Origin of the sequence: Salmonella sp. A29-2 (assembly GCF_020150755.1) — a bacterium.
Classification (GTDB): Bacteria; Pseudomonadota; Gammaproteobacteria; order Enterobacterales; family Enterobacteriaceae; genus Salmonella; species Salmonella enterica.
Map to the genome: position 1 here is coordinate 3,035,014 of NZ_CP083731.1, position 24,646 is coordinate 3,059,659.

Consider the following 24,646-nt stretch of genomic DNA (forward strand, 5'->3'; position numbering starts at 1 on the left):
GCCCGATAGATACTATCGGGCTTCTCTTACGGCATCAGTTGCAATAATCCATATCCCACCAGCGCCGCCCATGCCAGCATCGGCAGCGAATAGAAATGAAATCGCCACCAGATTCGGCGATCGTTCGCCATCCGTAAAGCAATAAGATTTGCCAGCGACCCCGGCAGCAGACCAAACCCGCCGATATTCACCGCCCACGCCAGCAGCGTCGAGGCCGGTACATAGTTCAGCAGGAGAATGGTACTGGGCACATTACTGATAACCTGCGACAGGCCGATAGCGGTTAGCCAAAGTCCCAGGTGAGACAGTGCGCCAACCTGGTTGAAAACGCCCTGCAACGCCGGCAATTGCGTTAGCAGATGGACATCAATAAACATCGCCATAAATACCAGCAGCAGCGTCCAGTCCACGCTGACTATCACCCTGCGCGCCAGCACAATAAACCCAGCCGCCACCAACACCAGTCCCCATAACTCTTGCCTGAGCTCCAGCGCGGTAAGAAAAACGACATATAATGCCAGGCAACTCCACACCAGACGGGGCTGCCACTGCGGCGAACGCGTACCGGTATGATACTGTAACGCCCTACCCGGAAAACAAAACCAGCACAGGAGCAGTAACGTCAGCATCATCATGACGGCAAGCGGCGCCATTTGCCCGCTAAATTCAGCAAAGGTTAAGCCGGAGCGTCCCCACAACAGAATATTTTGCGGATTACCGACAGGCGTCAGCAGCGAACCGGCGTTCACCGCCAACGCTTCAAAAATAATCAATCGGTTGACCGGAATCGCGCACAGTTTTTTTAACGTTATCGTCAGCGGCACAACGATAAACAGCGCGACATCGTTTGTCAGAAAGGTCGACAGCGCCGCCGCAGCCAGCACCAGGAACATCGCCAGTTGCCGCTCGGTATGAAATCGGCGCGTCATCTTGCGTCCCAGCACATCAAAATAGCCGCTCAGCTCAACGCCTTTAGTGAGCAACATTAACCCACTGAGGGTAATAATGGTGTGCCAGTCAATCGCGCCAGGCCAGGCGCGAGGCGCAAAAGGAACAAACAGGCTTAACGCCATCCCCACAATGATCAACAACTGAAAAAAACGGTCACGCCGCAGCGCCCGTAAAAAGGCCAGATTCATTCTACAGATGTTCCATGCTGCTGCGTGAAGGCCAAAAAGGCATCCAATGTCTCCTGGCTGACATGGTGTTCCATCCCTTCCGCATCACGACGCGCGATTTCCGGACTTACGCCTAATACCAGTAAAAAATTTTCGACAATTTGATGCCGCTCGCGGCTTTCCTGCGCCAGCTTCTCCCCTTCCGGCGTCAGAAAAACGCCGCGCCAGGGGATCATTTGAATAAATCCTAACGATGCCAGGCGCTTAAGCATTTTGGCCACAGTCGGCTGGGAGACGCCGAGCCGCGCCGCCATATCCACCTGACGCGCTTCCCCTACCTCAATAATTAAATCGGAAATCAGCTCAACGTAGTCGTCTATCAACTCACGGCGATGCGCCTCTCTGACCTGACGAAATCCTTCAACGTGTTCTTCTACGTTCACCAATTGCGTCACTTTTTTTGTTGTTGGCGTACCTGCGCGACGACCCATTTTGCTTCCTCGTTTCTGTGACGCGTTAACGCGTCAGCTGACAGAGCGCTCATTGTAAACCAGAGTTGTCCGGGCACAAAAAATTAACGTTTTAGCAATAGCTATAAAACATAGCCTGTGCTATATCTGTATGTAATGCAGACATCCCTCACGGATCGATGGGATAGAAACATCAGGAGGTTTATATGAACGAATTTAAGAGGTGTATACGCGTGTTCAGTCACTCTCCCTTTAAAGTCCGGTTAATGCTGCTCTCTATGTTGTGCGATATGATCAACGGCAAACCGGAACAGGATAACCCTTCCACGAAATAACGCGGCGGTGCGGTACGCCGCTTTATTTTGCATCCTCAACGGAAATGGCGCCCATTTCCCCTGTTTTTTTGTGGTTTTGCTATTCTCTTCGCAAAACATTTTCTTTCCGGCGGTTGACCTTCTTACCCGCACGCTCTATCTTCTGGCAGCCCTGAATATTTTGCGACTCGCCGTTGCGAACCCAATACCTTTTTTACGCATAATCAGGCAGGTAATGACCCTTCGCGCCAGGGTTAGCACATGGCGTTTTTGCAATAGTGGCATATGAATTCAACCCTTATCGATTCACTTCTGGCCCGTCGTCGGGCTGTAAGCCCGTGGGCGGGCCTCTACTTTTTACAGTCGCTGCTGATTAACCTCGCGCTCGGCTACCCCTTTAGCCTGCTTTATACCGCGGCGTTTACCTGCCTGCTGCTGCTGCTCTGGCGCTACCTGCCCCACGGACAAAAAGCGCTGCTCGGCATCTGTTCGCTGGTAGCCGCTTGCTATTTTCCCTTTGGCCAGGCTTACGGCGCGCCGAACTTTAATACGCTGCTGGCGCTGCACTCCACCAATATGGAAGAGTCGAGCGAAATCCTGACCATCTTCCCGTGGTATAGCTACCTGACCGGACTTTTTATTTTTGCGCTGGGTATTATTGCGCTTCGCCGCCGAAAAGAAGAGGTCAGGCCGCGCTGGAATAGCCTCGACAGCCTGTGCCTGCTGATCAGCGTCGCGGCATTTTTCATCGCGCCGGTACAAAATCTGGCGTGGGGCGGCGTTTTTAAGGTTATTGATACCGGCTATCCGGTTTTTCGCTTCGCCAAAGACGTTATCGTCAATAACAACGAAGTCATTGAAGAGCAGCACCGTATGGCGCAGCTATCCGGCATAAAAGATAGCTGGACGGTTACTGCGGTGAAACCCAGATATCACATCTATGTCGTGGTGATTGGTGAAAGCGCGCGACGGGATGCCATGGGCGCTTTCGGCGGCCACTGGGATAATACCCCCTTCGCCAGCCATGTGAATGGCGACTTCTTTATGGATTACATCGCCGCCAGCGGCTCAACGCAAAAATCGCTTGGTTTAACGCTCAATCGCGTGGTGGATAACAAACCGCAGTATCAGGATAACTTCGTCACGCTGGCTAACCGCGCCGGTTTTCAGACATGGTGGTTTTCCAATCAGGGGCAAATCGGTGAATACGACACGGCCATCGCCAGTATCGCCAAACGCGCCGATGAAGCGCATTTCCTGAAAAACGGCGATTTTGAAGCGGATAAAAATACTCGCGACGACGCGCTGTTAAGCATGACGGCGCAGGTATTGGCGACAGAACGCACGCAACCGCAGTTGATTGTGTTGCATTTAATGGGGTCGCATCCCCAGGCCTGCGACCGTACTCAGGGAAAATACGCGACGTTTGTCCAGTCGAAAGAGACGTCTTGTTATTTATACACCATGACGCAAACCGATGATTTACTCCGTCAGCTCTATACTCAGCTTCGTCATAGCGGCGACAGTTTTTCGCTCGTCTATTTCTCCGATCACGGGCTGGCGTTTAAAGAGCGCGGCAAAGCGGTACAGTACCTGGCGCATGACGACAAATTCCAGCAAAACTTCCAGGTGCCGTTTATGGTGCTATCCAGCGACAGTAAAGCGCATCGGATCATTAAAGCTCGCCGTTCTGCGAACGATTTCCTGAGTTTTTTCTCGCAATGGACAGGAATTAGCGCTAAAGAGATCAAAAATCGCTATCGATTTATTTCGGAGCAGAAAGCCGGGCCCGTTTATATCACCAATTTCAAATTACAAAAAGTGGACTATAACCATCTGGGCAGCGATATTTTTTCACTAAAATAATGCACGTTTCAGGCAAAAAAAATCCGCCCCGAAAGGCGGATTTTTCATTTTCACCGACGTGATTAGAAGCGGTAACCCACGCCAGCAATCCAGGTGCCAACGTCAACGCTACGAATACGGCTCTGCTCGTAAGAGAAGTCCAGAGCAACATTTTCCATCGGGTTGAATTGCAGACCAGCGCCATAGGAGAAGCCATAATCGCTGGTGTCATGTTTGTAGGTTGGGTAATCGGTCGTCTGGAATTTACCGTAACCCACACCGACTACACCGTAGATGCTCGCCCAATCGTTCAGACGGTAAGCCGGGCCGGCAGTGATGCCGTAGTACTGACCTTTGTTGTAATCGCCCGCACCGTTAGTACGATCTTTTTCGGTGTAGGTGAAGGAACCGATTACGCCCAGCGGGTTGTCGTCCTGCTCATAACGATACTTCAGGTTAAAACCGCTCATTTTATTCGCTACGCCCTGCGCGTCGCTCTGAGCGTAACCACCGGTAACGGTAGAAGTAGCAGCTACTGCAGTACCTGCGGAAAAAGCCAGAACAGCGGCCAGTGCTGAAAGACATGCAATTTTTTTCATAACCACCTCAAATGTGCTTCAAGTAAGTCCTAAGTTTTAAATATATCAAAAATTAATGGGAAACTCTTTGCGATTCACGGTGTCTAAGGGCGCCTTTCATGTAACAGAACGTTTCCATATCGCGCTATCTTATTCAATTAACATCACTTTTCCGGCTGATTGCACCAATAATGCGCGTGCGGCGCGATACATTCATCCAGATTATTCCTAAACTAACAGTCTATTTATCCATCAATTTAAGTTCATTTTATGGAATCCTGGAAATTTTTTTTCAACGAATCCTCAACCGCCGCGGGGAATTTCCATTACACTGCCACCTTTACTCGTACTGACATTTTTTGACAGGAGAAAGGATGCCGGGGTCAACACGTAAACTACCAGTCTGGTTGCCCATTTTGGTTTTGCTCATTGCCATGTCCTCTATTCAGAGTGGCGCTTCACTGGCGAAATCGTTATTTCCTCTTGTCGGCGCGCCGGGCGTAACGGCGCTTCGTCTGGCGTTGGGAACGCTTATCCTTATCGCCTTTTTCAAACCCTGGCGTTTGCGTTTTGCCAAAGAGCAGCGGCTGCCTTTATTGTTTTATGGTCTGTCGCTGGGCGGGATGAACTATCTATTCTATCTGTCGATTCAGACGGTGCCGTTGGGTATTGCGGTCGCGCTGGAATTTACCGGTCCTCTGGCGGTCGCGCTGTTTTCATCCCGGCGGCCGGTAGATTTTATTTGGGTCGTACTGGCTGTGCTTGGGCTCTGGTTCCTGCTGCCATTAGGGCAAGATATGTCTCACGTCGATCTTACCGGGGCCGCGTTAGCGCTCGGCGCTGGCGCCTGTTGGGCTGTCTATATTCTTACCGGCCAGCGAGCAGGCGCGGAACATGGTCCGGCCACGGTGGCGGTAGGCTCGCTGATTGCCGCCATCATTTTCGTGCCGATTGGCGCAGTTCAGGCTGGCGACGCGCTATGGCACTGGTCGATTCTTCCCTTAGGGTTAGCGGTCGCTGTGCTTTCTACGGCGCTGCCTTATTCACTGGAAATGATTGCGCTGACGCGCCTGCCAACCCGCACCTTCGGTACGCTGATGAGCATGGAACCCGCGCTGGCCGCCGTTTCCGGGATGATTTTTCTGGGCGAAACGCTTACGGGCATACAAATCCTGGCCCTGTGCGCCATCATTGCCGCCTCAATGGGTTCTACCCTAACGATTCGACGCGAACCGCAAATTAAACAAGTTGACGTAAAATAGTTTCTTATTCTGCATGATGTGCATAATCATGCAGAATATCACCTCGTTATTCACCTTTTATTATTGCGCTATTACTTCGTCATTTTTTGTCATATTTTTTCTCATTTTTTACATTAAAATGAGAATTATTACCCACCAAACAGCAAACTCGCCTAACCAATTGATTTTTAATAAAAACAAATATTAAATCTTGTCTGTACTATTAAAGTGATAGGTAAATTCAAAAAAGCAAAGTTAAAAACCGGTGCTATACTTATTTTCGTTAATTACCTGGGACACAAACATCAAGAGGATATGAGATTATGAGTACCGCTAAACTGGTAAAAACAAAAGCGTCTAATCTGCTTTATACCCGTAACGATGTATCAGAGAGCGATAAAAAAGCGACGGTTGAGTTGCTTAATCGTCAGGTGATCCAGTTCATTGACCTGTCGCTGATCACGAAACAGGCCCACTGGAACATGCGCGGTGCTAACTTTATTGCCGTTCATGAGATGCTGGATGGCTTCCGTACCGCACTGACCGATCATCTGGATACTATGGCCGAGCGCGCCGTACAGCTTGGCGGTGTGGCGTTAGGCACCACGCAAGTTATCAACAGCAAAACACCGCTGAAAAGCTATCCGCTCGATATCCATAACGTGCAGGATCACTTAAAAGAACTGGCCGATCGCTACGCTGTTGTCGCTAATGATGTTCGCAAAGCTATCGGTGAAGCCAAAGATGAAGACACTGCCGATATCTTTACCGCCGCATCACGCGACCTCGATAAATTCCTGTGGTTTATCGAATCCAACATCGAATAAATCTATCTCTACCCTGAATACTTCGAGTTGCAGGAAGGTACAAACGCAGCGAATCCGCAGAAGCCTGACTTCCGTCGGTCACTGAAGCGAACGCACCTGCAACTTGATGTACACAGGTATATAAGTCATCCCTATCCCCCTGCCTGTCACAGGGGTTTTGCACTTAAATAGTGCACACGTCTTGTACTCCCCTCCGATAAAAGTGAATCATTTGTAATAATTACATCACACAATCGTTAATTAAAGATTGTTTTAACAACAATTTTTACGCTAAATAGACCCTGTATCTCTACGTTGTTATTCATGCACTAAATCAGTGCCCCAAAACGGTGCGGCATACTGGTTTTGCCCGACTTATTGTGCACAGGAATGATTGACGCTTCTGTTAAAACAATGAGTTACATAATTGGCATGATTTTTTCATTACGCTACATGTTCTCGCAGGGGATCGCCCCGTGGATAGAAAAGGAAATGCTATGAAGTCTCTATTAAAAGTTTCACTGGCTGCACTTACCCTGGCTTTTGCGGTGTCTTCGCACGCTGCGGATAAGAAACTCGTGGTGGCAACCGATACGGCGTTCGTTCCGTTTGAATTTAAACAGGGCGACAAATACGTCGGTTTTGATGTTGATCTGTGGGACGCTATCGCGAAAGAACTGAAGCTGGACTACACCCTGAAACCGATGGATTTCAGCGGCATTATTCCGGCATTACAAACCAAAAATATCGATCTGGCGCTGGCGGGTATTACGATTACGGACGAGCGTAAAAAAGCGATCGACTTTTCCGATGGCTATTACAAAAGCGGTCTGCTCGTGATGGTGAAAGCCAACAATAACGATATTAAAAGCGTTAAAGACCTCGATGGCAAAGTCGTTGCCGTGAAGAGCGGAACCGGGTCGGTGGATTACGCGAAAGCGAATATCAAAACCAAAGACCTGCGTCAGTTCCCGAACATTGATAACGCGTACATGGAATTAGGCACCAACCGCGCAGACGCCGTTCTGCACGATACGCCGAACATCCTGTACTTTATCAAAACCGCAGGCAACGGCCAGTTCAAGGCGGTAGGCGAATCGCTGGAAGCACAGCAATACGGAGTTGCCTTCCCGAAAGGCAGCGATGAACTGCGCGAGAAAGTCAACGGCGCGCTAAAAACGCTGCGTGAGAATGGCACCTATAACGAAATCTACAAAAAATGGTTCGGTACAGAACCTAAATAAAACGACCTGATGTTGGCTTGTGGCCCGGTAGTGAGGACGCTCACCGGGCCTACAGCTCTTTTCCGTGACGGATAAGACACTTTCACGCCATTTCCGCGCCGGATAGAGCATTTGACTATTTACACCACGGTAACAGGAACGACATATGCAGTTTGACTGGAGCGCCATCTGGCCCGCCATTCCGCTTTTGCTTGAGGGCGCTAAAATGACCCTGTGGATCTCGGTCCTCGGTCTGGCTGGCGGCCTGGTTATTGGACTGGCGGCAGGTTTTGCCCGTACGTTTGGCGGCTGGTTCGCCAACCACATCGCCCTGGTTTTCATTGAAATTATTCGCGGCACGCCCATCGTTGTCCAGGTCATGTTTATCTACTTTGCCCTGCCGATGGCATTTAATGATTTGCGTATTGATCCGTTCAGCGCAGCGGTCGTGACAATTATGATTAACTCCGGCGCTTATATCGCGGAAATTACTCGCGGCGCAGTACTATCCATTCACAAAGGTTTTCGCGAAGCGGGTCTGGCGCTGGGCCTTTCTCGCCGGGAAACCATCCGCCATGTTATTTTACCGCTTGCTCTGCGCCGTATGCTGCCGCCGCTGGGCAATCAGTGGATCATTAGCATCAAAGACACCTCGTTGTTTATTGTTATCGGCGTAGCCGAGCTGACCCGTCAGGGCCAGGAAATTATTGCCGGTAACTTTCGCGCCCTGGAAATCTGGAGCGCCGTGGCCGTCTTCTATTTGATCATTACGCTGGTGCTGAGCTTTATTTTGCGTCGTCTTGAAAGAAGGATGAAAATCCTGTGATTGAATTTAAAAACGTCTCCAAGCACTTTGGCCCCACCCAGGTGCTACATAACATTGATTTAAACATCCGTCAGGGCGAAGTGGTTGTGATTATCGGCCCTTCCGGTTCGGGTAAATCCACGTTATTACGCTGTATCAATAAACTGGAAGAGATCACCTCCGGCGATCTGATTGTCGATGGTCTGAAAGTCAACGATCCTAAAGTAGACGAACGGCTGATTCGCCAGGAAGCCGGCATGGTGTTTCAACAGTTTTATCTGTTCCCGCATCTGACCGCGCTCGAAAACGTGATGTTCGGTCCTCTGCGCGTGCGCGGCGTAAAGAAAGAAGAAGCGGAAAAACAGGCGAAAGCTCTGTTAGCGAAAGTTGGACTGGCGGAACGGGCGCACCACTACCCCTCCGAGCTTTCCGGCGGTCAACAACAGCGCGTCGCTATTGCCCGAGCGCTGGCAGTGAAGCCGAAAATGATGCTCTTTGACGAGCCAACCTCCGCTCTGGACCCTGAACTGCGCCATGAAGTGCTGAAAGTCATGCAGGATCTGGCGGAAGAAGGCATGACCATGGTCATTGTGACTCACGAAATCGGCTTTGCCGAAAAAGTCGCCTCACGGCTGATTTTCATCGATAAAGGCCGTATTGCCGAAGATGGCAGTCCGCAGGCGTTGATCGAAAACCCGCCAAGCCCACGTTTACAGGAATTTTTACAGCACGTCTCCTGAGATATCGCCCTTCCTGCCCTGCGGCAGGAAGGGCATCATGGAATAGTCCCATTTCATTTTCCCTCCCCTGCGCCATCTATACTTAGTGTTTTGCGTCTCTTTTCTCACTGGAGGAGTCATGCGGTGGACCCTGTTCATCCTTTTTTGTCTACTGGGCACGCCTGCCCATGCGGTCGCCATACCCGGCGTGACCACGGGGACATCAACCAGCCAGCAAGCAGCGCCAGAGCCCAGTCCTGAACAAAAAAAAGCGGCCTATGCGGCCCTGGCTGACGTACTGGAGAACGAGGCTTCACGTAACGAATTGATAGCGCAACTCCGCGAAGCATCAACCACGCCGCCGACCGAGCCGGCACCAGCGCTTGCGCCGCCTGCGGCCAAAGATGAGAAAACGGTACTGGAGAACGTCACCACCGTTACCCGTCAGTACGGCGATGCTTTCGCTACCCGTTTCGCCCAGCTTTATCGCAACATCACCGATGCGCCGCACAAGCCGTTTAACTCGCAAACCTTCACCAACGCGTTAACCCACTTTTTATTTCTGGCCGTCGCGGTATTTGGTTTTTATAGCGTGATACGGCTTTGCGCCCTGCCGTTATATCGAAAAATGGGCCTGTGGGCGCGCAAGAAAAACCGTGAACGCAGCAACTGGTTACAGCTCCCGGCGATGATCGTCGGCGCGTTTATTATCGACCTGCTGCTACTGGCGCTCACCTTATTTATCGGTCAGATGCTCAGTGATAATTTCCATGCGGGAAGTCGAACTATCGCTTTTCAGCAAAGCCTGTTCCTGAATGCCTTCGCGCTGATAGAGTTCTTTAAAGCGATTCTGCGGCTTATTTTTTGCCCTAATGTACCGGAATTACGCCCATTCGCGATTCAGGATGCGACAGCGCGTTACTGGAATCGCCGTATGAGTTCCCTTAGCAGTTTGATTGGCTACGGGCTGATTGTTGCCGTTCCGATTATTTCCAACCAGGTGAATGTTCAGGTTGGCGCGATGGCTAATGTGGCGATCATGCTCTGCATCACCATCTGGGCGCTGTACCTGATCTTTAAAAACAAAGCGGAGATTACGCAACATTTATTAAGTCTGGCGGAACGATCATTAGCCTTTTTTAGCCTGTTTATCCGCGCCTTTGCGCTGGTGTGGCACTGGCTGGCCAGCGCTTACTTTATCGTGCTGTTTTTCTTCTCGTTATTCGACCCAGGCAATAGCCTGAAGTTTATGATGGGCGCGACTGTGCGCAGTCTGGCGATTATTGGCATCGCGGCGTTTATCTCCGGTATGTTTACCCGCTGGATAGCGAAAACCATCACCCTGTCGCCCCATACGCAGCGCAATTACCCGGAATTACAAAAGCGGCTTAACGGCTGGCTCTCCTCGGCGCTAAAAGTCGCACGCTTTTTGACCGTCTGCGTCGCCGTTATGCTGTTGCTCAACGCCTGGGGATTATTCGATTTCTGGCACTGGCTACATTATGGCGCGGGGGAAAAGATGGTCGATATCCTCATCCGTATCGCGTTAATCTTATTCTTCTCCGCCGTGGGATGGACGATTCTCGCCAGTCTGATTGAGAATCGCCTGGCCTCCGATATTCATGGCCGCCCGCTACCCAGCGCCCGCACGCGCACGCTGCTGACGCTGTTCCGCAATGCGCTGGCAGTGATTATCAGTACCATAACCATCATGATCGTGTTATCGGAAATCGGCGTCAATATCGCGCCATTGCTGGCTGGCGCAGGGGCGTTAGGTCTGGCTATCTCTTTCGGTTCGCAAACCCTGGTGAAAGATATTATTACCGGCGTCTTTATTCAGTTTGAAAACGGGATGAATACCGGCGACTTAGTCACCATAGGCCCGCTGACGGGGACGGTCGAAAGAATGTCGATTCGTTCCGTCGGCGTGCGGCAGGATACCGGGGCATACCATATTATCCCGTGGTCCTCGATCACCACTTTCGCCAACTTTGTGCGCGGTATCGGCTCTGTTGTCGCCAACTATGACGTGGATCGCCATGAGGATGCGGATAAAGCGAATCAGGCGCTGAAAGACGCGGTAACGGCGCTGATGGAGACGGAGGATATTCGCGGGCTGATTATCGGCGAACCCACGTTCGCCGGTATTGTCGGTTTAACGAACACGGCGTTTACTTTACGCGTATCGTTCACCACCCTACCGCTCAAGCAGTGGACGGTGCGTTTTGCCCTTGATAGCCAGGTGAAAAAGCATTTTGATCTGGCCAATGTGCGCGCGCCGGTGCAAACGTATCAGGTTCTGCCCGCCCCCGCCGGCGGCCCGTCGCCTGATTCACTGCCGCCGCGCGAACCGACGATTTAGCGTTTACGGGTGATAAAACGGCGACGCTGGTCGTCATCCATAAAGGTCCAGGCAATAAAGCGGCTTTGCTTTTGCCCCTGGGCCATCTCTTTTTTCACCACTTTCACCGCGCCAGCCTCCGTCAATGCCCGGTAAAGCGGCGGTAAATTCTCGCCGCGCGACACCAACGTCGTAAACCACAACACCTGACGGCGGAAGGATTGGCTTTCAGCAATCATTTTTTTAATAAAGGCGACTTCGCCGCCTTCACACCATAGCTCCTGCTGTTGACCGCCAAAGTTCAGCGCATCATCTTTATTCTGCCCCAAATTGCGGCGCTTACGCTCGCTGCCCGCGCGGGCTGCGGCGGCGGAGTCGTGAAAAGGCGGGTTACAAAGCGTTGCGTCATAAAATTCATTTTTATGAATAATACCGGTAAAAATGGCCGCCGGATCTTTTTGCCGACGCAGACGAATGGCGCGGCTTAACCCCGTATTAGCCTGAATGATAGCCTGCGCGCTGGACATCGCTGCGTCGCTGACTTCACTACCGGTAAATCGCCAGCCATATTCATGGACGCCGATAAGCGGATAAATACAATTGGCGCCCACGCCCACGTCCAGAATAGTTGCCTGCGCCGGAATACTCCCTGTTGTTTCGCCAAGCAGATCCGCCAGATGATGGATATAATCCGCACGACCAGGCACTGGCGGACATAAAAAACCTGGCGGAATGTCCCAGTGTGTGACGGCATAAAAATGCGCCAGCAACGCCTTATTGAGCGCTTTTACCGCTTGCGGATTAGCAAAATCAACGCTCTGTTCACCGGCGGGCGTGCGGATAAGAAAGGACGTCAATTCCGGCGTGGTCTGACACAGTGCGGCGAGATCATAACGGTGTTGATGGCGGTTGCGCGGGTGTAACCCCGGTTTCTGGGCGGACATGGCATTCTCCTTTTAGCAGCGGCGTAAGATACCCGTATAACGCCACGGGGTAAATATACCACCGCGAATTCCCTGCCTCGCTCGTTTGATCGGATATCTGAATGACATTGGCTCTGCTCATGGTCTGAAAAGATCGCGCGATGCGATTTTTTCGCCTGACGGCGCTACACTTAACCTCAGGTACCCTAAAATCAGGAGAGCGTGATGGCATCCGGCTGGGCAAATGACGACGCAGTGAATGAACAAATCAACAATACCATTGAAGATGCCGTTGCCCGCGCTCGCGGCGAACTTCCCCACGGCGAAAGTCGCGATGAATGCGAATCTTGCGGCGATCCTATCCCTGAAGCGCGGCGTAAAGCCGTGCCGGGCGTTCGGTTATGCATAGCCTGCCAACAGGAGAAAGATTTACATAACGCAACATTTTCAGGATATAATCGTAGAGGTTCAAAAGACAGCCAGTTACGCTGACTTTTCTTTACCGAAACCGCCAGTATTATCCATTCCTTTACGCTCATGCTTTTTAGCGTTCTGCGTCGCAGAATGTGCCGTTAACCTCGACTCTGTAAAGCCAGATGACAAGAAAGGTAAATTCAACCGTTGAATTAATTAATAATCAATAGGTTATTTGTCATTCAAAAATTTTGAGCAAGGCAGTCAATTCTATTCGATTTTATCTTTCGCAAAAAACCGTGATACTCATCACATCGACGGAACATCGTCCCATAAACAGAATAACCTGCGAGAGATTAATCATGAAAACCATTAAATATGCTGTTGCAGCCATCGCGCTTTCCACCCTTTCTTTTGGCACTTTTGCCGCAGAACCGGTTAGCGCGTCTCAGACGCAAAACCTGCATAAAATCGGCGTAGTGTCTGCCGATGGCGCCACCACGCTGGATGGCCTGGAAGCTAAACTGGCTGAAAAAGCCGCCGCTGCTGGCGCAAGCGCTTATAACATCACCTCCGCCGTAGGTAATGACAAAATGAGCGGCACTGCGGTGATTTATAAATAATTTACCTGCCCGCCAGATTTCAGGCTGTAACATCGCTGTTGTTTGAATTCTGACGGGTATTACCCTCGTCTGTTTGCCAACAGACCCACTGCTCCAACCCTCATTAACCCTGTTTGTTACCCTTATTTGCCCGTCCGTCACTGGACGGGCTTTTTTTATTCGCTAAAAGCCTGTTCGACGCGCGCAATCCCGTCTTCTAACGTCGCCGCCTCTCCCGTCGCAACCAGACAACAGGCCATTTGCGTTTTTAATGATTGCGGCACCGGCTCGCGGCCGGCAAGGCAGCGCTCAATCCAGCGCGCGGTGATTTCAGGATCTTTAGTCGCAGGCAGTGAAAGCGGCTCGTCGTGCGTGTCGCTCTGACGCTCATGCAGTACCTGCACGCCACGGCTATCAATCAGGCTGATTTGCGGACAGCGTTGCGGGTTGGCATAGACTTCGCCTTCGGTACCATGCATCAGCAAAGCCCGCCCGCCAATGCGGCTAAAAAAGGTCGCCACACGCGGGACATATTCAGGGTGAGAAACGCTTGATAAACGCAGCGCGGCATCCTCAGCAAATGGCGTCGCCAGCTTGGCCAGTGAATGCGCGCTGTTGCGCACGCCCATCCGCCAGCGCATCGCCAGCTGTTTTTCCAGCGGCGGGCAGAGCGCGCTCACCGGGATAAACACCGGCTGGCGCCCGTCCAGTTTGGCCTGCGCTTGTCCGCCGTGTAGGGTGGGCACAATCCCCATCAGCTCAAATATTGTTTCCGTCAGTACGCGGGTCGGATCTTCACTGACGCCGTGTACTACAACTGGAAAGCCCAATTTATGCAGCAGGATAGCCAGCAACGGCGTTAAATTCGCCTGTTTACGCGCGCCGTTATAGCTGGGAATAACGACCGGCAACGGCCTATCTGCGGGCGGTGTCAGTTTGATGGTATGATTCTGCATGGCTTCATAAAAGCCCAGCATTTCGGCTTCGCCTTCGCCTTTAATACGCAGCGCCATCAATATACTGCCCATCTCCAGGTCGGGGACGTCGCCATTCAGCATTCGGGTATACAAACCGCGCGCGGTATCCAGATCCAGATCGCGGGCGTGATTTTTACCTCGCCCGATCTCTTTGATGATCTTGCGATAATCCATTGAAAGCTCCTTGAAGTGTGCTCACAGCATTAACGCCGTCGGCGGCGTGCAGGTTTTGCTTTTGGTTTTACTATAACGTCTGGCACGGCAGGCTGCTCTATCGGAAAAACAGGTAAGGCATTCAGTAAACGCTGTCCGTAGTTTTTGGTCAACAACCGCTTATCATAAATGACCACTTCTCCCCGACAGGCATGGCTACGGATCAATCGCCCTACCTGCTGAATTAAATTAAAAGACGCGCTTGGTAAACTTTGTACCTCAAACGGATAACGATTCAGACTTTTTAGCCATTCGCCTTCGGTGATCACGACCGGGCTGTCGATCGGCGGGAAGGCAATTTTATGGATATGGACCTGCGTCAGCAGCTCGCCTTTAAGATCCAGCCCTTCGGCAAAAGACTGAAGCCCAACCAGCACGCTGCGTTCGCCGCTCTCCACCCGTTTACGGTGCAGCTCTACCAGCCGGTAACGCGGCTGGTCACCCTGGACCAGGAGGAGTAAGCGCACATCAGCGACATGCTCCAGAAAACGCTGCATCGCCCGCCCGCTGGCGAACAGTACCAGCATACCATGATGTTTTTTGCTCTCCAGTTGCTCACGAAAATAGGCCGCCATTTCGGCAATATGCTGCTCTTCGTTATCAATGGTGGGTTCGTAGCGCATCTGAGGAATCACCAGTTTCCCCTGTTCCACATGATTAAACGGCGAATCCAGCGCCACAAAGCGGTCGCCGGCTTTTTCTTTTAAGCCGCTCATTTCCTGCAGACGCGAAAAGCTATTGAGCGAGCGCAGTGTCGCCGAGGTGACAATAATGTGCGGTACGCTGCGCCATAACAATCTTTCCAGCTGATCGCTGACGCGGATACCGACACAATGGAACCAGACGTGGAGTTGCCCTTCGCGTATTTCACGCGTCGCCCATTTGGACACCGGCGCGCCTGAAGACTGCGCCATCGAAGCCAGCCGCCATAATTTACTTTGCGCCTCGAACATTCCCAGCGCCCGGTTCATCTGTAAAATCACCCGATGCAAACGCACAATATCGTGCGACCCGGTTTTTTCGCTGAGATCGTTGAGAAAGGATTCCGCCAGCCCACGCAACGTCTCGGTCAGCTTCGCCAGTCGCTGGCAGATTTCCATGACCTCATCAGGCAACTCGCCCATTGCAAAACGGTGCTCCGCCTCCTGCGCTGCGGGCATATACAGATTAAGAATGGCATTGAGCGAGGCGATCAGTTCGTATACCTCCTCGCAATGGGCGTTAAGTCGCTCAGGGTTCGCTAACGGCGGCGTGGTTTTAGGGCGAAATTGCTCCATGCAGGTCGCCACCAGTTTGCTGAACAGGTCCAGTTGCAAGCGATACCAGGAGGCGGTAATTTCCGCGCTCATCTCCAGCGCATCGCGAGCGACATCGGGCAGATGATGACCTTCATCCAGTACCAACAGCAGATGCTTTGGTTCCGGCAGTACGGCTTCACTTTCCATCGCCGCCATTACCAGCGCGTGATTCGCCACCACGACTTCCGCTTCCTGTATTTCACGTCGGGCGACAAAGAATGGACATTCGCGGTAATAGTGACAGTTGCGGTTCAGACAACTGGCTTTATCGGTACTTAATCGCCGCCACAGATCGTCGTCAATAGCAATGTCGGTATGATCCCGTAGACCATCCCATTTGTAACCGTCAAGATCCCCTTTCAGCCTGGCGCAACGCTTTTGTTCTTCCTGGTTGTTAGGCGTCAGTTCGTCATCAAGAAAGGCGAGCAGATCCTGCTGCGTAGGCTCACTACTGGCGAGCGCCGCCAGGTTTCGCGGACACACGTAACGCCCGCGGCCAAAGGCGGCGGTAAAGCGCAGATCGGGGATGATTTTTCGTAGCAGCGGCAAATCTTTGCTAAAGATCTGATCCTGTAACGCCACGTTAGCGGTACTGACCACCAGTGTTTTTTGCTCTTCCCGGGCAATGGCGATACCGGGAATAAGATAGGAGAGGGTTTTCCCGACGCCGGTCGGCGCTTCAATAGCCAGATGTCTCCCTTCTTCCCCGGCCAGCGTTCTGGCGACGTCAGCAATCATCTGCCGCTGCGGCGCACGGGGAATAAAGTCGGGAATCTGGTCCTGAAGCGCCTTATACCAGGCGGCGATTTGCGCTTTCAGCGCAGCGGTCAATGCCATGAGAAAACCTGAAGTACTGTATAAACAGCCACTATTGTGTCACATTTCAGGGGCGGGAAGTACCTTTTTTACCGGTTCTGGAAGGCGGCTCGCAACGCGATGTGTATTTTGCCGGATGGCGGTGCAAGCACCTTATCCGGCCTACGTATTTGCATAGTCCGTAGGCCCGGTAAGCGTCGCGCTACCGGGCATGTTGCCGGATAAAATTTACTGGGCAGGCGTGATTCTGCGCGGGCGACGCGGCGGACGTGCTTTGTCGCCAGCGGGTTTCCCCTCGCCTGTGCGCGGTTTTGGTTTCGCCTTCGCCGCCCCGCTATCCTGACGTCGCGGCTGCTGACTGCGCCCCGCTCCCCCCTGATTTTGTCCGCGACCACGACCGCCGCCGCCGCGCTGCTGACGGCCATTCTGAATCGGCTCCGCTTTAATCGACGGGTCCGGCTCATAGCCCGGCGTCGTAATGCGTGGGATCTCTTTTTTCAGCAATTTTTCGATATCACGCAACAGTTTATGCTCGTCAACACAGACCAGCGACAGCGCCTCGCCAGTTGCCGCCGCGCGACCGGTACGGCCAATACGGTGTACATAATCTTCCGGCACGTTCGGCAGCTCATAGTTGACCACGTGCGGCAGCTCTTCAATATCCAGACCACGCGCCGCAATATCCGTCGCCACCAGCACGCGAATATCGCCGGATTTAAAATCGGCCAGCGCGCGGGTACGTGCGCCCTGCGATTTATTACCGTGGATCGCCGCGCTGCGAATACCGTCTTTATTAAGCTGTTCCGCCAGATGGTTCGCGCCATGCTTGGTGCGGGTGAAGACCAACACCTGCTGCCAGTTGCCCTGGCCAATCATCTGCGACAACAGTTCACGTTTGCGTTTTTTATCGACAAAGTGCACGTGCTGCGTTACCTGCTCTGAGGCCGTGTTGCGGCGCGCCACTTCGATTTCCAGCGGGTTGCGCAACAGCTTTTCGGCAAGCGCTTTGATGTCGTCGGAGAACGTGGCGGAGAACAGCAGATTCTGACGCTTCGCCGGCAGTTTCGCCAGCACGCGACGAATGTCGTGAATGAAGCCCATATCCAGCATACGGTCGGCTTCATCCAGTACCAGAATCTCAATCTGATCCAGCTTCACGGCATTTTGATGTTCCAGGTCGAGCAGACGTCCCGGCGTCGCCACCAGCACATCCACGCCGCCGCGCAGTTTCATCATCTGCGGATTGATGCTTACGCCGCCAAATACCACCAGCGAGCGAATATTGAGATATTTACTGTAATCTCTGACGTTTTCGCCAATTTGCGCCGCCAGCTCGCGGGTTGGCGTGAGGATCAACGCACGCACCGGGCGACGACCTTTAGCGTGCGGCTGATGGGTAATCAGATGCTGCAACAATGGCAGGGTAAAACCCGCCGTTTTACCGGTTCCGGTCTGGGCGCTGGCCATCAGATCGCGGCCTTCCAGCACGGCGGGAATCGCCTGTTGCTGAATAGGGGTAGGTTCACGGTAACCCTGCTCGGCAATGGCGCGCAGGATATCAGGGTTTAATCCCAGGGAATCAAAAGACATAACTACTCCGGACCGCCCCGACCGTTGCCGGTGTAGTTTTCAGGGAGATGCTCAAATTTGGAATGACAAAAACCACAATGTCATGAAGGGGCGGAGTGTAGCAGTTTTTGTGATGCGGCGCATAAATTATCCCGGAAGGTGGCAAAGACAAATTAATCGACCACACTGGACAAGTGCCATTATGAGTCATAATCTTAATCAATCGATTGATTAAAAATTAGGGCGTGTGATGAATATTCCCACCACGACCACCAAGGGCGAGCAGGCGAAAAGTCAGCTCATTGCCGCCGCGCTGGCGCAGTTTGGCGAGTATGGCCTCCATGCCACCACGCGCGATATCGCCGCGCTGGCGGGGCAAAATATTGCCGCTATTACTTACTATTTCGGCTCAAAAGAGGATTTATACCTCGCCTGCGCCCAGTGGATTGCCGATTTTCTTGGCGAAAAATTTCGCCCCCATGCTGAAAAAGCGGAACGTCTGTTTAGCCAGCCTGTCCCTGACCGGGACGCCATACGCGAGCTTATTCTGCTCGCCTGCAAGAACATGATTATGCTGCTGACGCAGGAAGACACCGTTAACCTGAGCAAATTTATTTCACGCGAGCAGCTCTCTCCCACGTCGGCCTATCAATTGGTTCATGAACAGGTTATCGATCCGTTGCACACCCATCTGACAAGATTGGTTGCCGCTTATACCGGCTGCGACGCCAATGATACGCGCATGATTTTGCATACCCATGCCTTACTGGGCGAAGTGCTGGCGTTTCGTCTCGGCAAAGAAACTATTCTGTTACGTACCGGCTGGCCGCAGTTTGATGAAGAAAAAGCGGAGCTGATTTACCAGACGGTAACCTGCCACATCGATCTTATTCTGCACGGTTTAACGCAAAGGAGTCTGGACTGATGAAAAAACCTGTCGTTATCGGACTGGCAATCGCAGCGATCGTCGCTGTGATTGCCGGTGGAACCTGGTGGTATCAAAGTCGGCAGGACGATGGGCTGACGCTATACGGTAATGTCGATATCCGTACCGTCAATATCAGCTTTCGCGTCGGCGGCAGGCTGGCGTCGCTGAATGTTGATGAAGGCGATGCCATCAAAGCCGGACAGGTGCTCGGCGAACTGGATCACGCGCCATACGAAAACGCGCTAATGCAGGCGAAAGCTGGCGTGTCGGTCGCGCAGGCGCAATATGATTTGATGCTGGCAGGCTATCGCGATGAAGAGATAGCCCAGGCCGCCGCCGCCGTCAGACAGGCGCAAGCCGCCTATGACTACGCGCAAAACTTTTATAACCGTCAGCAAGGATTGTGGAAAAGCCGCACCATTTCCGCTAACGATCTGGAAAACGCCCGCTCATCGCGCGATCAGGCGCAGGCGACGCTGAAGTCCGCGCAGGATAAACTGAGCCAGTACCGTACCGGTAATCGTGAACAGGATATCGCCCAGGCGAAAGCCAGCCTGGAACAGGCAAAGGCCCAACTGGCGCAGGCGCAGCTTGATTTGCAGGACACTACGCTTATCGCGCCTGCCAACGGAACCTTGCTCACCCGCGCGGTCGAGCCTGGCAGTATGCTGAACGCCGGCAGCACGGTATTAACGCTCTCGCTGACCCGCCCCGTCTGGGTGCGCGCCTATGTCGATGAACGCAACCTCAGTCAGACGCAACCGGGGCGCGACATTCTGTTGTATACCGACGGTCGTCCTGACAAACCTTACCACGGCAAGATTGGTTTCGTTTCGCCCACCGCGGAATTTACGCCGAAAACCGTCGAAACGCCGGATCTGCGTACCGATCTTGTCTATCGCCTGCGCATTATCGTCACCGATGCGGACGATGCGTTACGCCAGGGGATGCCAGTCACGGTGAAATTTAATGACGAGGCACGGCATGAGTGAGGCCGTTATTACGCTGCACGGTCTGACGAAGCGCTTTGCGGGAATGGATAAACCCGCCGTCGCGCCGCTCGACTGTACCATTCATTCCGGTTATGTCACCGGGCTGGTAGGGCCGGACGGCGCAGGAAAAACCACGCTAATGCGTATGCTGGCGGGCCTGCTCAAAGCCGATGGCGGCAGCGCGTCCGTATTGGGCTTCGATCCGATACAAAACGACAGCGAGCTGCACGCGGTTCTGGGCTATATGCCGCAGAAATTCGGTCTGTATGAAGATCTTACCGTCATGGAGAACCTTAATCTCTATGCCGATTTACGCAGCGTTACCGGCGAGATACGGGAAAAGACCTTTGCCCGTTTGTTGGAGTTTACCGCCCTCGGCCCTTTCACTGGCCGTCTGGCAGGAAAATTGTCCGGCGGGATGAAGCAAAAATTGGGGCTGGCCTGTACGCTGGTCGGCGAACCGAAAGTGCTGCTGTTGGATGAACCGGGCGTTGGCGTTGACCCGATTTCACGGCGCGAGTTGTGGCAAATGGTCCACGAACTGGCGGGCGACGGGATGCTGATTTTATGGAGCACCTCCTATCTGGATGAAGCCGAACAGTGTCGCGATGTGCTGCTGATGAATGAAGGCGAGCTGCTCTATCAGGGCGAACCTAAAGCGCTGACGCAAACGATGGCCGGTCGTAGCTTTCTGATGAGCAGTCCACAGGAAAACAACCGTAAGTTGCTACAGAGAGCGCTCAGACTGCCGCAGGTGAGTGACGGCATGATTCAGGGACGTTCGGTACGCCTGATCCTGAAAAAAGAGGCGACCGCAGCAGATATTCGTCAGGCCGAAGGGATGCCGGAAATCACCCTCAATGAGACCGCGCCGCGTTTCGAAGATGCGTTTATCGATCTGCTTGGCGGAGCGGGAACCTCGGAGTCTCCGCTGGGTTCAATCCTGCATACGGTTGAAGGCACTGCCGGCGAAACGGTGATTGAAGCGCAGGAACTGACGAAAAAATTTGGCGATTTCGCGGCCACGGACCATGTTAATTTCGTCGTACAGCGCGGCGAGATTTTTGGCCTGCTCGGCCCGAACGGCGCGGGTAAATCAACCACCTTTAAAATGATGTGCGGCCTGCTGGTGCCGACGTCCGGCAAGGCGCTGGTGCTGGATATGGACCTGAAAGTCAGCTCCGGCAAAGCCCGTCAGCATCTGGGCTATATGGCGCAAAAATTTTCGCTTTACGGCAACCTGACGGTTGAGCAGAACCTGCGTTTTTTCTCCGGCGTCTACGGTTTGCGGGGCCGCGCGCAAAATGAAAAAATTCAGCGCATGAGTGAAGCGTTTGGTCTGAAAAGCATCGCGTCGCATCCCACCGATGCGCTACCGCTGGGCTTTAAACAGCGACTGGCGCTGGCCTGCTCGCTGATGCACGAACCGGATATTTTATTCCTTGATGAACCAACGTCCGGGGTTGATCCCCTCACCCGCCGTGAATTTTGGCTGCATATTAATAGCATGGTGGAAAAAGGGGTCACGGTAATGGTGACGACCCACTTTATGGATGAGGCGGAATATTGCGATCGCATCGGACTGGTTTATCGCGGGAAGCTTATCGCCAGCGGTACGCCGGACGATCTCAAAGCGCAGGCCGCCGATGAGCAACAGGCCGATCCAACGATGGAGCAGGCCTTTATCACTCTCATCAATGACTGGGATAAGGAGCATACGCATGAGTAAGTCTCTCTCCTGGCGCCGCGTGCGTGCGTTGTGCGTCAAAGAGACGCGCCAGATCGTGCGCGATCCCAGTAGCTGGCTGATTGCGGTGGTGATCCCGCTGCTGTTGCTGTTTATTTTTGGTTACGGCATTAACCTCGACTCCAGCAAGCTGCGGGTGGGGATTCTGCTTGAACAGCAAAGCCAGGAGGCGCTGGATTTCACTCATGCGATGACCGGTTCACCCTATATCGACGCGACCATTAGCGATAATCGCCATGAATTAATTGAAAAAATGCAGGCCGGACGCATTCGCGGACTGGTGGTGATTCCGGTGGATTTCGCGCAGCAAATGGCGCGCGCCGGTGACAGCGCGCCGATTCAGGTGATTACCGACGGCAGCGAGCCAAACACCGCCAACTTCGTTCAGGGTTATGTTGAAGGCATCTGGCAAATCTGGCAACAGCAGCGGGCGGAAGATCGCGGCGACACCTTTGAACCGCTCATCGACGTCCAGACGCGCTACTGGTTTAACCCGGCGGCGATCAGTCAGCATTTTATTATTCCCGGGGCGGTGACCATTATCATGACGGTAATTGGCGCAATCCTCACCTCGCTGGTCGTTGCCCGCGAATGGGAGCGCGGCACGATGGAGGCGCTGCTCTCAACCGAAGTGACGCGTGTTGAACTGCTGCTGTGTAAGCTTATTCCCTATTACTTTCTCGGTATGCTGGCGATGCTGCTCTGTATGCTGGTATCGGTGTTTATTCTCGGCGTGCCGTATCGCGGTTCGCTGGTGATTCTGTTTATCATCACCAGTCTGTTTTTACTGAGTACGCTGGGGATGGGGCTGTTGATTTCCACCATTACTCGCAACCAGTTTAACGCCGCGCAGGTGGCGCTGAACGCCGCCTTTTTGCCCTCGATTATGCTGTCCGGATTTATCTTCCAGATAGACAGTATGCCTGCGGTGATCCGCGCGGTGACCTATATTATTCCGGCGCGCTATTTTGTTAGCACCCTGCAAAGTCTGTTTCTGGCCGGCAATATTCCGATCGTGTTAGGCGTTAATGTACTGTTTTTAATCGCCTCGGCGGTGATGTTTATTGGCCTGACGTGGCTAAAAACCAAACGACGGCTGGATTAAATATGTGTATGGATAATTGTCGTCGTAGGCCGGATAAGGCGTTCACGCCGCCATCCGGCATTATGCCTGATGCGCTTTGCTTATCAGGCCTACAAACTGGACTGAGAGGACGGACATGTTTCATCGTTTATGGACGTTAATTCGCAAAGAACTGCAATCGCTTTTACGCGAACCGCAAACGCGCGCGATCCTGATTCTGCCGGTGCTGATTCAGGTCATCCTGTTTCCGTTCGCCGCGACGCTTGAAGTCACTAACGCGACTATCGCTATCTACAACGAAGATAACGGCAAACATTCGGTAGAACTTACCCAGCGCTTTGCCCGCGCGAAAGCGTTTACCCATGTGCTATTGCTGAACAGTCCGCAGGAGATCCAGCCGACTATCGATACGCAAAAAGCGCTGCTGCTGGTACGCTTCCCGGCGGATTTCTCGCGGAATCTGGATACCTTCCAGCCTGCGCCGATGCAACTCATTCTTGATGGACGTAACTCCAACAGCGCGCAAATCGCCGCCAATTATCTGCAACAGATCGTCAAGGAGTATCAGCAGACATTGATGGACGGCAAGCCAAAGCCCAACAATAGCGAACTGGTGGTACGCAACTGGTATAACCCGAATCTGGACTACAAGTGGTTTGTGGTGCCCTCGCTGATCGCCATGATCACCACTATTGGCGTGATGATCGTCACTTCGCTGTCCGTCGCCCGCGAGCGTGAACAAGGCACTCTGGATCAGCTGCTGGTCTCTCCGCTCACCACCTGGCAGATTTTCGTTGGTAAAGCGGTGCCGGCGCTGATTGTCGCGACCTTCCAGGCCACGATCGTGCTGGCTATCGGCATTTGGGCATACCAAATTCCCTTCGCCGGTTCATTAGCGCTGTTTTATTTCACGATGGTGATTTACGGGCTGTCGCTGGTAGGCTTTGGCTTGCTGATATCATCGCTTTGCGCCACGCAACAGCAGGCGTTTATCGGCGTCTTTGTCTTTATGATGCCAGCGATTTTGCTCTCGGGTTATGTCTCGCCGGTGGAAAATATGCCAGTCTGGCTGCAAAACCTGACGTGGATAAATCCTATCCGCCACTTTACTGATATTACCAAGCAAATTTATCTTAAGGATGCGAGTCTGGGGATTGTCTGGGGAAGTTTGTGGCCGCTACTGGTGATAGCGGCCACCACGGGTTCAGCGGCGTATGCGATGTTTAGACGCAAAGTGATGTAGCTTTTTATCTTTCGCCAGTAGCGAGACCACGGCGGGCCCGGCCAGGATAGCCAGCCCCGCCAGCGCCAGTAAGACATTGTTTTGCAATACGCGGGATAGCAGCCAGAGGACAATCAGCGCGGTGCCGAAGTACCAGGTGGTAGTCAGCTCTTCCAGCACATCCGCCACATCGCGCCAGCGTTGCTCATGATGGCGCTGCAACGCCAGCATCAGCAGTACCGTCACGCCATAAAGCACGCATAATCCCAGGCCGACGCGCACTAATGTGCCGCTCATCCAGCCTATTACCAGCATCGCCACTACCAGTAAATGCAACATAATCTGCCAACAACCGAGGCCGGTTGCGACACGAACGCGTTGTTGCCACTTCATGGCTTTTC

The 24,646-nt window shown here is 52.9% G+C and carries 23 protein-coding genes; 15 read left to right on the top strand and 8 right to left on the bottom strand.

Features of this window, described 5'->3' with window-relative positions; genetic code table 11:
• Positions 1 to 26: 26 nt before the first annotated feature.
• Together K8W53_RS14850 and mntR are read right to left on the bottom strand one after the other, a co-directional pair.
• Positions 27 to 1,139, bottom strand: coding sequence for an anion transporter (locus K8W53_RS14850; RefSeq protein WP_001046521.1), 1,113 nt, complete (start codon positions 1,137 to 1,139; stop codon positions 27 to 29).
• The gene (gene mntR / locus K8W53_RS14855; RefSeq protein ID WP_000533543.1) at positions 1,136 to 1,609 is read right to left on the bottom strand and encodes a manganese-binding transcriptional regulator MntR; all 474 of its coding nucleotides are present in this window, start codon (positions 1,607 to 1,609) and stop codon (positions 1,136 to 1,138) included. Before mntR ends, K8W53_RS14850 begins: the two co-directional genes overlap by 4 nt.
• A 185-nt stretch (positions 1,610 to 1,794) precedes the next feature.
• Between mntR and mntS the strand changes: the two genes are divergently transcribed.
• Together mntS and K8W53_RS14865 are read left to right on the top strand one after the other, a co-directional pair.
• Entirely contained in the window at positions 1,795 to 1,923 is a 129-nt protein-coding gene (mntS, locus tag K8W53_RS14860; protein WP_001001755.1) for a manganase accumulation protein MntS, read from the top strand.
• 264 nt (positions 1,924 to 2,187) lie between these two features.
• Positions 2,188 to 3,768 (top strand): phosphoethanolamine transferase, encoded by a 1,581-nt coding sequence (locus K8W53_RS14865; protein WP_023224724.1) that lies wholly within the window; start codon positions 2,188 to 2,190, stop codon positions 3,766 to 3,768.
• Positions 3,769 to 3,830: 62 nt separating this feature from the next.
• Here the strand turns inward: K8W53_RS14865 and ompX are convergent, their stop codons facing one another.
• Complete coding sequence (gene ompX / locus K8W53_RS14870; protein ID WP_000716763.1) at positions 3,831 to 4,346, bottom strand: outer membrane protein OmpX; 516 nt, start codon at positions 4,344 to 4,346, stop codon at positions 3,831 to 3,833.
• 353 nt (positions 4,347 to 4,699) lie between these two features.
• On the opposite strand from ompX, the gene rhtA reads away from it, so the two are divergent.
• The 6 genes from rhtA to ybiO all read left to right on the top strand — a co-directional run bounded on the left by rhtA (position 4,700) and on the right by ybiO (position 11,481).
• Entirely contained in the window at positions 4,700 to 5,587 is an 888-nt protein-coding gene (gene rhtA, locus K8W53_RS14875; protein ID WP_001119554.1) for a threonine/homoserine exporter RhtA, read from the top strand.
• Between the two features lie 302 nt (positions 5,588 to 5,889).
• On the top strand, positions 5,890 to 6,393 hold the full coding sequence (gene dps / locus K8W53_RS14880; RefSeq protein WP_000100805.1) for a DNA starvation/stationary phase protection protein Dps: 504 nt from the start codon (positions 5,890 to 5,892) through the stop codon (positions 6,391 to 6,393).
• 476 nt (positions 6,394 to 6,869) lie between these two features.
• Positions 6,870 to 7,616, top strand: a complete 747-nt coding sequence (glnH, locus tag K8W53_RS14885; protein ID WP_000838671.1) for a glutamine ABC transporter substrate-binding protein GlnH — start codon at positions 6,870 to 6,872, stop codon at positions 7,614 to 7,616.
• A 145-nt stretch (positions 7,617 to 7,761) separates the two neighbouring features.
• Entirely contained in the window at positions 7,762 to 8,421 is a 660-nt protein-coding gene (gene glnP, locus K8W53_RS14890; RefSeq protein WP_001159076.1) for a glutamine ABC transporter permease GlnP, read from the top strand.
• A complete protein-coding gene (glnQ, locus tag K8W53_RS14895; protein ID WP_000569093.1) occupies positions 8,418 to 9,140 on the top strand; it encodes a glutamine ABC transporter ATP-binding protein GlnQ in 723 nt (240 codons plus the stop codon). Before glnP ends, glnQ begins: the two co-directional genes overlap by 4 nt.
• A 118-nt stretch (positions 9,141 to 9,258) precedes the next feature.
• Complete coding sequence (ybiO, locus tag K8W53_RS14900; protein ID WP_017441938.1) at positions 9,259 to 11,481, top strand: mechanosensitive channel protein; 2,223 nt, start codon at positions 9,259 to 9,261, stop codon at positions 11,479 to 11,481.
• Here ybiO and rlmF read toward each other — a convergent pair.
• Positions 11,478 to 12,404 (bottom strand): 23S rRNA (adenine(1618)-N(6))-methyltransferase RlmF, encoded by a 927-nt coding sequence (rlmF, locus tag K8W53_RS14905; RefSeq protein ID WP_001275962.1) that lies wholly within the window; start codon positions 12,402 to 12,404, stop codon positions 11,478 to 11,480. The two genes, ybiO and rlmF, sit on opposite strands and share 4 nt — an antisense overlap.
• A 204-nt stretch (positions 12,405 to 12,608) precedes the next feature.
• Here rlmF and K8W53_RS14910 point away from each other — a divergent pair, with 204 nt between their 5' ends.
• Entirely contained in the window at positions 12,609 to 12,875 is a 267-nt protein-coding gene (locus K8W53_RS14910) for a DksA/TraR family C4-type zinc finger protein (protein ID WP_000146330.1), read from the top strand.
• 284 nt (positions 12,876 to 13,159) lie between these two features.
• The gene (ybiJ, locus tag K8W53_RS14915) at positions 13,160 to 13,420 is read left to right on the top strand and encodes a DUF1471 family protein YbiJ (RefSeq protein WP_017441936.1); all 261 of its coding nucleotides are present in this window, start codon (positions 13,160 to 13,162) and stop codon (positions 13,418 to 13,420) included.
• 155 nt (positions 13,421 to 13,575) lie between these two features.
• Here the strand turns inward: ybiJ and ybiB are convergent, their stop codons facing one another.
• The 3 genes from ybiB to rhlE form a co-directional block, all read right to left on the bottom strand.
• Positions 13,576 to 14,550, bottom strand: a complete 975-nt coding sequence (gene ybiB / locus K8W53_RS14920; RefSeq protein ID WP_023224727.1) for a DNA-binding protein YbiB — start codon at positions 14,548 to 14,550, stop codon at positions 13,576 to 13,578.
• Between the two features lie 29 nt (positions 14,551 to 14,579).
• Positions 14,580 to 16,724 carry an ATP-dependent DNA helicase DinG gene (gene dinG, locus K8W53_RS14925; protein WP_001218630.1) on the bottom strand — a complete coding sequence of 715 codons (2,145 nt, stop codon included), beginning with the start codon at positions 16,722 to 16,724 and terminating at the stop codon, positions 14,580 to 14,582.
• 207 nt (positions 16,725 to 16,931) lie between these two features.
• A complete protein-coding gene (gene rhlE / locus K8W53_RS14930; protein WP_000007065.1) occupies positions 16,932 to 18,293 on the bottom strand; it encodes an ATP-dependent RNA helicase RhlE in 1,362 nt (453 codons plus the stop codon).
• A 229-nt stretch (positions 18,294 to 18,522) separates the two neighbouring features.
• On the opposite strand from rhlE, the gene cecR reads away from it, so the two are divergent.
• From cecR to K8W53_RS14955, 5 genes are all read left to right on the top strand, one after another.
• Entirely contained in the window at positions 18,523 to 19,197 is a 675-nt protein-coding gene (gene cecR, locus K8W53_RS14935; RefSeq protein ID WP_001025260.1) for a transcriptional regulator CecR, read from the top strand.
• Complete coding sequence (gene hlyD, locus K8W53_RS14940) at positions 19,197 to 20,192, top strand: secretion protein HlyD (protein WP_000743431.1); 996 nt, start codon at positions 19,197 to 19,199, stop codon at positions 20,190 to 20,192. Before cecR ends, hlyD begins: the two co-directional genes overlap by 1 nt.
• Positions 20,185 to 21,921, top strand: a complete 1,737-nt coding sequence (locus K8W53_RS14945; protein ID WP_001287616.1) for an ATP-binding cassette domain-containing protein — start codon at positions 20,185 to 20,187, stop codon at positions 21,919 to 21,921. Before hlyD ends, K8W53_RS14945 begins: the two co-directional genes overlap by 8 nt.
• Positions 21,914 to 23,044, top strand: a complete 1,131-nt coding sequence (locus K8W53_RS14950; protein ID WP_052939248.1) for an ABC transporter permease — start codon at positions 21,914 to 21,916, stop codon at positions 23,042 to 23,044. Before K8W53_RS14945 ends, K8W53_RS14950 begins: the two co-directional genes overlap by 8 nt.
• A gap of 115 nt (positions 23,045 to 23,159) precedes the next feature.
• A complete protein-coding gene (locus K8W53_RS14955) occupies positions 23,160 to 24,266 on the top strand; it encodes an ABC transporter permease (protein ID WP_000469050.1) in 1,107 nt (368 codons plus the stop codon).
• On the opposite strand, the gene K8W53_RS14960 is transcribed toward K8W53_RS14955, so the two are convergent.
• Positions 24,228 to 24,638 (bottom strand): YbhQ family protein, encoded by a 411-nt coding sequence (locus K8W53_RS14960; RefSeq protein ID WP_000871970.1) that lies wholly within the window; start codon positions 24,636 to 24,638, stop codon positions 24,228 to 24,230. The genes K8W53_RS14955 and K8W53_RS14960 overlap by 39 nt on opposite strands.
• Positions 24,639 to 24,646 lie beyond the last annotated feature (8 nt).